This window comes from Nostoc sp. CHAB 5715 (genome assembly GCF_020829685.1).
Classification (GTDB): Bacteria; Cyanobacteriota; Cyanobacteriia; order Cyanobacteriales; family Nostocaceae; genus Nostoc.
The window spans coordinates 1-8,608 of record NZ_JAIVFR010000224.1; the positions used below are offsets into that span (position 1 = coordinate 1).

At 43.2% G+C, this 8,608-nt stretch carries 5 protein-coding genes; all 5 read right to left on the reverse strand.

The features are described from left to right. Window positions 1–229: 229 nt before the first annotated feature. The 5 genes from LC574_RS14280 to treZ all read right to left on the reverse strand — a co-directional run bounded on the left by LC574_RS14280 (window position 230) and on the right by treZ (window position 8,098). A complete protein-coding gene (locus LC574_RS14280; protein ID WP_229454133.1) occupies window positions 230–850 on the reverse strand; it encodes a Uma2 family endonuclease in 621 nt (206 codons plus the stop codon). 23 nt (window positions 851–873) lie between these two features. Beyond that, window positions 874–1,005 (reverse strand): BrnT family toxin, encoded by a 132-nt coding sequence (locus tag LC574_RS38000; RefSeq protein WP_267871529.1) that lies wholly within the window; start codon window positions 1,003–1,005, stop codon window positions 874–876. Between the two features lie 329 nt (window positions 1,006–1,334). Then, on the reverse strand, window positions 1,335–2,846 hold the full coding sequence (locus LC574_RS14285; protein WP_229454134.1) for a trehalase family glycosidase: 1,512 nt from the start codon (window positions 2,844–2,846) through the stop codon (window positions 1,335–1,337). 281 nt (window positions 2,847–3,127) lie between these two features. Further along, a complete protein-coding gene (gene treY / locus LC574_RS14290) occupies window positions 3,128–5,926 on the reverse strand; it encodes a malto-oligosyltrehalose synthase (RefSeq protein ID WP_229454135.1) in 2,799 nt (932 codons plus the stop codon). A gap of 324 nt (window positions 5,927–6,250) precedes the next feature. Continuing rightward, window positions 6,251–8,098, reverse strand: a complete 1,848-nt coding sequence (treZ, locus tag LC574_RS14295) for a malto-oligosyltrehalose trehalohydrolase (RefSeq protein ID WP_229454136.1) — start codon at window positions 8,096–8,098, stop codon at window positions 6,251–6,253. Window positions 8,099–8,608: the final 510 nt, after the last annotated feature.

Here is an 8,608-nt window from a genome sequence, read left to right on the forward strand (position 1 = left end):
ATCAACTTCTAAACTTAAAAGAAGTGTTACTATATCTAGCATGGGCGTTCTGTAGACTGGAAGTTGTCGTTGTGGTAAACAACAACTTTACTACAGAACGCCCTATTTATTTTTGGCGAAGGTATTGCTTTTAGGAGAGAGATTTAGAGAGAGGTTTTCCAGATACCCTGAAAAGTCAGAGCAATTTTAAGTTGACAAACTACTCAAAGCGATCGCATCTTATACCATTTCACTCAATGACAGACCGCCCAGCCGTAAAAACTTGTTGTGCCGTTAGTTGCAAGTTGGGAAAAATTGAAGAAACAAGTTGCTCGTTGTTTTGAAACAACTGTTTTTGATACTCATCCTCTATTAGAGTACAAATTGTCACCGTTGGCTGTTTGGGTTTGCCAATATATTCTCTACCACCAATACCCAGATAATCAACAATCCAATATTCAGGAACTCCTAATAGGGCGTAATCTTCAGCTTTGCGGGCGTAATCATTTTGCCAATTTGTGCTGACAACTTCAGCAATCAGTTTGATTGAGTTTCCTAATGTAATTATGGGTTGTTTTTGCCATAATGGTTCATTAATTAATTGAGTTTGGTCTAACACAATCACATCGGGACGAAAAGCTGTTTCTGTTCCTAATAGTTTGATTAGACAGCGATGGAGGATAAAGTAGCTGAGATCCTGACGGTCAATTTCTACATTAAGTTTTCGCCCAATCAATGCTGATACTTGCTCGTGTGGCCCAGTTGGTTCCATGTCAATTAATTCACCATCAATTAGTTCATAGCGATCGCACTCACCGTAGTGGCTAATAAATTCATCAACGGTTATAATTTTTGGGGCTGATTGAACCATTGCGATTATTCCTCATGATATATTTATTCATAGTCGTATCGTTCATCAATTGAGGTGAAAACAACACTGTCAAATATTTCTGTAGCTTCTTCAAAACTAATGCCATGTTTCTGGATATTTTGTTGGTTTTTATTTTTGTCCCATTCAAATTTCATTCAAGTATACATAAGCCATATAGCAATACAGTTCAGTTAAGCATTTCTTCCTTCTCTCTGCGTCCTTGGCGTCTTGGCGGTTCGTTAAAAAAATTGACTTTGTAACATAGTTTTAGCCTTAACCCAAGCGTATTGAGCCACATAGAGTTAAGTGTAATAAATAAAACTAAAGGCATGAGGAAAAACTCACGCCTTTTTATTTAACAAGTGGTGGGGGTTTAAGTCCCTTGTCTGTACAGGTAGCAGGTTTTGATGCCTAAATCTAAATCCCCGTCACAAAACGTAATTGCGAACTTGTACTGAGCGTAGCCGAAGTATTGCGAATTGTTTTAAACTTTTTTCCCACCGCCTGCTAAAAGTTCCAGGATGACTCCATTTGTCCAGCCGAAACCAACTTCGTTAGAACTATATCCAAAGGAGATTTCGTCGGAAACGTTGGCAGAACAGCGTTCAACATCATATTTCTCAACTAGGGTATTGTGACGCTCGAATTCTTTAATTACCATCGCCAGGAATTTGTTGGCAATGCGATCGCCTTCTGTATGATACCCATAACGGTGAAGTCCCTGGACAGCAATAAACGTCAATGGTGCCCAACCGAAAGGAGCATCCCACTGGTTTCCGGTGATATGAGTACTGGTAAGAATTCCGCCTGGGGCTTCAAACAAAGAGAGATTTTCCACGACGCGCTGGGCTTGGGCTTGAGAAGAAATTCCTAGCCACAGGGGATAGAATGTGGTAGCAAATTCGTAGCGGCGGCGTTTTCCGCTCTGGAAGTGATAGTCGAAATAGAGTCCTTGTTCTTCATTCCAGAGAAATTGATCGATCCGATCGCAGCGGATATCTGCACGATCGCGCCATTGTTTTTCCAGTTGTTCGTTCCCCAAAATAGCGTTAATTTGCGCCATATCTTGTTCTACCTGATACAGCAAAGTGTTGAGGCACACAGGAGCATAGTGGAGGATATCAGCACTGAAGGGGCCAAATCGGTTGGTGATATCAAAACCGGACTCGCGCATGGTGCGATCGCCCTTGTAAAATAAGTGGGTCAGTTTGTCATTTTCCCGATTGTAGTAAAGATTAACGTCATAATCTTCAACCTCAAAGGTTTGGTAATATTCCTTGACGCGATCATAGTGGCTTTTTCCCTCCTCATCCCGTTCGGAGAACACAACTTCTGGCGCGGGGCCTTCCCCAAAGGCATAAAATCTGGATAAGCCGGTTCCGGGATTCAAATGGGGCGGTACTACCCAGTAATAGTAAAATTGTTCTAGCAGTGGGACGGTTGAGCTTAACCACTCTTCATCCTGGGTGTGCTGGAATAGTGCCAAAACCATCATGCTGAGGACGGGGGGTTGCGATCGCGACAGCATATAAGTCCGGTTGGCATTGAGGATAGTGCCGTAATGCTTCACCTGGTACAATAATTGATCTACCTGGCTTTGCGCTAGCTCCAATTCTCCATCATGCAAAAGTCCCAGTAATATAAAGTAGCTGTCCCAGCCATACATTTCGTTAAATCGACCACCTGGTACGACATAAGGGCCTGGTAGGTATAGTAACCCATGCTGTTTAATCGCTTCGACTTCTGAGGGCAAAGTGCGAATTTCCATTGCTTGCATATCTTTTGGGGATAGCGATCGCTCTAACACAGTCTGAATATTGGGACAATCTTCTAAGGGGGAAATGTAGACGATCCAGGGAGTGCCTGGTTTGTGGTCTAGTTTGGTATCTTTTGCAGATTGTAATAAGTGTTCGTGCGATCGCGTTAAGGTTTTCCAGGTTTTTTTGATATGGACGCGCAGGGTGTCAATCTGCGTGGTGGTAAGTGAAGTGGTCATAATTTAATTTGACGGGGTGGTGAGGAGTTTGGAAGAGTTTTTTTGAACGCAGAGGAACGCAAAGGGAATCGCAGAGGTACGCAAAGGTTTTATGAGAAGAATTCAGAACTCAGGAGTCAGAATTCAGTATAAATTCTGTACGAGTGGGTGATGAATATTGGTTAAAACCTCGTCCCTGGTGGGCGAAAAAATTAAAATATTCTTCCTCGTTAAAACTCTATCCCTTTATGGGTAGAGTATTCTGAATTCTGAATTCTGAATTCTGACTCCTTTTTATGTTTTTACTCGGCACTACTAATTAACAGGGCGACTGGGAAATGGGCGAGGGCTGATCCGATAGATAGGGTTTGTGTAGTTTGTAAGGGTTGTTGAGTCAGGACGTTTTTCCAGGTGGGGGGAGTTCCAGGGGGTAATTGCAGGTGTGTATCTTGCCATACTAACTCGCCTAAGGGGTTTTCTCCTGGCTGGATGAGGTTTGTTAAAAAGCGAGGAACGATCGCGATCGCTGTTTGATTCCCTTCTTGCCGCGCAAAGGCGATTATGTGATTGGCGTGGGTTCCCTGAACTTCTAAGGGGAGATAGTCGCCGTCCTGGAATAATGAAACATAGTTTGTTCTGACTTGGAGTAATTGAGCCGTTAAAAACAGTTTGATTCTACCGTCAGTTTTATCACTCAGCAACTCTTGAATCAAACCCAGAATGTCGGTTTTTACCTGTTCGCGGATGGCGCTTAAGTAGGTGCGTCGCTGTTCAAAATCCACGGTACGGCGGTTGTCTGGATCAACTAGACTCAGTTCCCAAAGTTCTGTTCCTTGGTATAAATCGGGTACACCTGGGGCGGTAATCTTCAGTAGAGTTTGGGAAAGGGAATTGAAGATACCATACTCTGCAATTCGCCCTTGAAAGGGATGAAAGGCTTCTAGAAATTCGCCAGAGAGGGAAGGGTCGAGTACTTTCTCAATAAAGGAGGTACAAGCTTCTTCATACTCGCTATCAGGTCGCAACCATGCTGTATGCACTTTCGCTTCTCGAATTGCTTTTATTATATAGTCTTTCACCCGTTCCACGAAGGATGCATGTTCGTGTTCTGCAAAAGGAAACGCCCCTACTAGGGTTTGATAGAGAAAATACTCGTCGTTGCGATCGGGCATAGCGAACCCGTGGCGATGGCTACGATGTCCTCGATTCATGGCACTCCAGGTATTTACCTGCTGATCCCATTCATCGGGAATTTCTGAGAGGACGTTCAATCTGGCGCGAACATCTTCGCCGCGTTTGGTGTCGTGGGTGGCTGTGGTGTTCATTGTGTGAGGCCAGGTTTCTTGGTGCTGTTTGTTAAAGGCATGAAATTTGCCTAAGTCGATGCCAAAATGACCAGGATTTCCGCCGACTTCATTTAGCGACAGCAACCGATTGTAAACATATAATGTGGTGTCTTCTACGCCTTTTGCCATTAACGGCCCACTGTATTGCTGCATCCGCAAGACAAAATATATCCACTGTTCGCGTTCTGTTTGAGTTAAAGAATTATCAAACTCTAACAGCATTAATTTTTCAATAAAGGTCAGTTCGTTCTGCAATAGGGGCGTTTGTTCTTTGGCTTGATCAATTACTTCTTGAATGGTAGCGCGATCGCTTTCTCCAATTCCATCGGGTGTAATGTAGGTACGGTAAATCGGGAACAGTGTCAAAACTTCGGCGATCGCTCTTTTTAATCCATTCAGTGTAAAATCATTGGCATAACGATATTTGCTAGAAACATTCTTTAACAAAAGTGCCAGATTGTCAATATCACCTGCTAAATTCTTTTCTAAAATTAGGTGTTTTTTATCCTTTACTACCGATGCATAATCTACTCTGGAACTGATAAAGTTTTGGTAAATTTTATCGAAGGATGATTCATTTTCCGTTTGACAAAATACGCCATTTACATAGTTGAGAAAGTCATAGCCAGACGTTCCTTCAATTTCCCAGTTTTCCGGCAATTCTTCGGTGAGTTCTAAAATCTTCTCGACGGTGATATAAACATCTCCCATCTTTTCTTGCAGCCTTTCGAGATACTGGATTGGATTATAAAGTCCATCAATATGGTCAATCCGTAAACCTGTAAATTTGCCCTCCTCAACCAGCTTTTGAATAAAGCTGTGGGTATTATTAAAAACCCGCAGTTCTTCAACTTTAACGGAAATCAATTCATTGACAGTAAAGAAACGGCGGTAGTTCATTTCTTCCGCCCCAACCTTCCAAAAGGCGAGACGGTAAAATTGGTCATTGAGTAAATCATCTAGGAGGTTAAAGCTTTCTGAATTACCGGGTTCTCCGTTGAAAGTTTGGATATTTTCGTCAATGAACTCGCGGATGGTATCGTTTGTGGTGTAGAGTTCCCAAACCAATCCTTTAATAAATGCGATTTGGTCTTGTCGCTGTTTTCCCGCAACTTCTGAGGGCACATTTTTGAGAATGTAGAGAATCCCCAATAACTTAATAAAATCGGGATGATTGCGTCCCAGTGTCCGGGTGAGTTTACCCAGATTATAGGTGATAAATTTTGTGTAAGATTCTAACCGCAGTGGTAGTTTTAAGCTGTAATAGTTGACGGTTAAACCGTTTTGTTCGTATTGCAGCTGAATGTGTCCGTTTTCCAGGGATGTACCATAAAAATCTCCCAGCAGAGGAGCGAGAATTCGCTCTTGGCGATCGCCAAAGGGAGCATTCCAAGAAAGATCGAAGTAGTCAGTATAGCTAGAATCTGGGCCGTGTTCCAATACGTCCATCAAGTAATCGTTTTCGCTGCTATATGCCATGTGGTTTGGCACAATATCTTGTAACCAGCCCATACCAAGGGATTGAACTTCAGCAACTAATGCATCAAAGGATTCATTAGTTCCCAATTCTGGGTTAAGTTGAGTGGCATCTACTATATCGTAGCCGTGCGTACTCCCGGATCTTGCTTTGAAAATGGGGGAAGCATACAAATCGGAAATACCTAAATCTGCTAGATAGGCTGCGATCGCTTTGGCGTTGTCAAAGCCAAACTGAGGTGTAAATTGGATTCGATAAGTTGCGGTAGGAATTCTCATATTTTTTTGAGTGGGGAGTGGGGGGATGAGGGGGATGAGGGGGATGAGGGGGATGAGGGAGATGAGGGGGATGAGGGAGTTTTTGCTTGAAGGTTGAGCCTTTTTGTTTGAACATTAAGCCTTTTTGCTCGAACATTAAGCCTTTTTGCTCGAACGTTAAGCCTTTTTACTCGAACATTAAGCCTTATTGCTCGAACATTAAGCCTTTTTGCTCGAACATTAAGCCTTATTGCTCGAACGTTAAGCCTTATTGCTCGAACATTAAGCCTTATTGCTCGAACATTAAGGTTATGAGGCTGAAACTTTAAATTCTAACTCTCCCCCTCATGCTTTTTCATACAGTACTAAACTAGTAGGTTGCAATTTCACTTCTTGACCCACAGACAGATGTTCAGCAGCTTCAGAACCATGCCCAGACCATGAGGTATCAGCAGAGTCTAACAATTTATTAGCATTTTGCTCAAACGGCAGAGTCACTGTCACTGAAGACGAATTGAAGTTCATCACAAATATTAGTTCACTTGATTCGCACCAACGCCGCACGATGACCAACTGCTTGTCTTCATCGTTAGTCGCTTTGATGGAGTTACGCTCTTGATTCAAAAGTGCTGGATGCGTCTTGCGTAAATTAATTAACTGACGATACCAATCCCACAAAACTTTGTGCTTACCGTTATTACGTAATTCCCAATTGAGTTTAGACTTTAGGAAAGTTTCTGCCGATTCAGGATCTGGGGGATCATCTGCATAGTGAAATGCTTCAAATTCTTGTTTGCGTCCGGCTCGAACTGCTTGAATTAAATCAGGATCGGAGTGACTGACAAAGTAAATGAAGGGTGCTGTTTCGCCGTATTCTTCTCCCATAAATAACAGAGGTAAGTAGGGCGACAGTAGCACAGCGCCAGCAGCTAACTTTAATCCCTCAAAAGAGATTCGCTGGCTGAGGCGTTCTCCTTTCATTTGATTGCCGATTTGATCGTGATTCTGAATGCACACTGAAAACTGTGATAAGGGGCGATCGCGGCAAGATACGCCATGAAATCGCTTACGGTGTGGTGCGTACTTCCAATCGTAGATAAAAGTATCTTCATAAGCTTTCGCCAATTGAGCAGTTTGCCCAAAATCTTGGTAATATCCTTGGCGATCGCCTGTTAAAAGTGCGTGTAATGCATGGTGAAAATCATCACTCCACTGGGCATCAAGACCATATCCACCCAGTTCTGGCGGACGAATTATTTGCGGATTATTCATATCACTTTCGGCAATTAAATGGCGTTTCCATTTTTGCCCTTGTTGTGAGAAATGATGAACTGCTTCCGCCAGTTCCCACAGAAAATGCTTTGCCCCCAAGTCATAAATTGCTTGAATGGCATCCAGCCGCAATGCATCTATGTGGAAATCGCGCAACCAGTAAAGCGCATTTTGGATAAAATAATTTCGCACACCCTGACTATGGGCATCGTCGAAATTCATCGCATCGCCCCACGGCGTTTTATAGGTTTTAGTAAAGTAAGGCGCGAACTGACTCATATAATTGCCTTCTGGCCCAAAGTGGTTATACACCACATCCAGCACTACGGCAATTCCGTGTTGGTGGCAAGCATTTACCAGTTGCTTCAGTTCGGCTGGGCTACCGTAGGAATTTTGCACAGCATAAGGGTAAACGCCATCATAACCCCAGTTGCGGTATGCAAGAGTTGCTTCAATATGAGCATCTCCCGGAAACTGGGAGATGGGCATGATTTCAATGGCGTTAATTCCCAGTTCTTTCAAATCCGGTAAGCGGGGAATAATAGCGGTGAAAGTTCCTTCAGGCGTAAATGTCCCAACGTGAAGTTCGTAGAAAATCATCGACTCCACAGGAACCCCAGCCCATCCTTCATCAGTCCACTCAAACTGTTGATCGACAATTTGAGACGGCCCATGCACCCCTTCAGGTTGATACTGCGACGCGGGATCGGCAAAAGCGTCTTGTCCATTTAAGACATACCGATAAAGCGTGCCTGGATATACATCGCTTACTTTCGCTTGCCAGTATCCCTCAGACTGAGGCTTAAGCGGAATTAACTGCTGTTCTGGCGTCAAAATTTGTACTGTGACGCTCTCTAATAGCGGAGACCAAACTGTAAATTCACACTCTCCGTCACCCAAGTAGTTAGCACCAATTCTCACGCAGTATCCTCCCATCAGTTCCAGTTTGTTGTGCCGAATTATGGCGCGATCGCAAATGTCATTGATTGCACAATATTTACAAACACGCCAGATAGCATAATGGTTGGTCTACCGGGCTTTTAGCTAGCACCTGTAGGCGGATTTTTGACCAAAAAAATTCTCTCTAATGATAAATAAGGGGGCAAGAGTTTGGAGAGACGCGATTAATCACGTCTGTACAGGAGTTTGGAAATCTACAAAGGTGGGTAAAGCTTGGTGTAGCTGCGGTTTTTAACGGACTATTTACAGCAGTTTTCATGTATTTGAACCACATCTGTTGTAGGGGTAAAGCGCATTGCTCATTGGTGTCAACTTAAGCTAAAAATAGCTTAACTGTTGGCCTCCTCACCCGCCAGAGAATGAATTCTCTGGCTAATAGCTAAAGTCTACTGAAGTAGACTCAAGATTTTGGGGGATATTTAGTAATCTTTAGATTACTTTAGCTATTAGCAAGGAACTTCAGTTCCTTGC

Excerpts from the sequence above, each read along its gene's own strand:
- LC574_RS14280 (WP_229454133.1), bottom strand. The coding sequence starts at position 850 with ATGGTTCAATCAGCCCCAAAAATTATAACCGTTGATGAATTTATTAGC.
- LC574_RS14285 (WP_229454134.1), bottom strand. The coding sequence starts at position 2,846 with ATGACCACTTCACTTACCACCACGCAGATTGACACCCTGCGCGTCCAT.
- treY (WP_229454135.1), bottom strand. The coding sequence starts at position 5,926 with ATGAGAATTCCTACCGCAACTTATCGAATCCAATTTACACCTCAGTTT.
- LC574_RS38000 (WP_267871529.1), bottom strand. The coding sequence starts at position 1,005 with ATGAAATTTGAATGGGACAAAAATAAAAACCAACAAAATATCCAGAAA.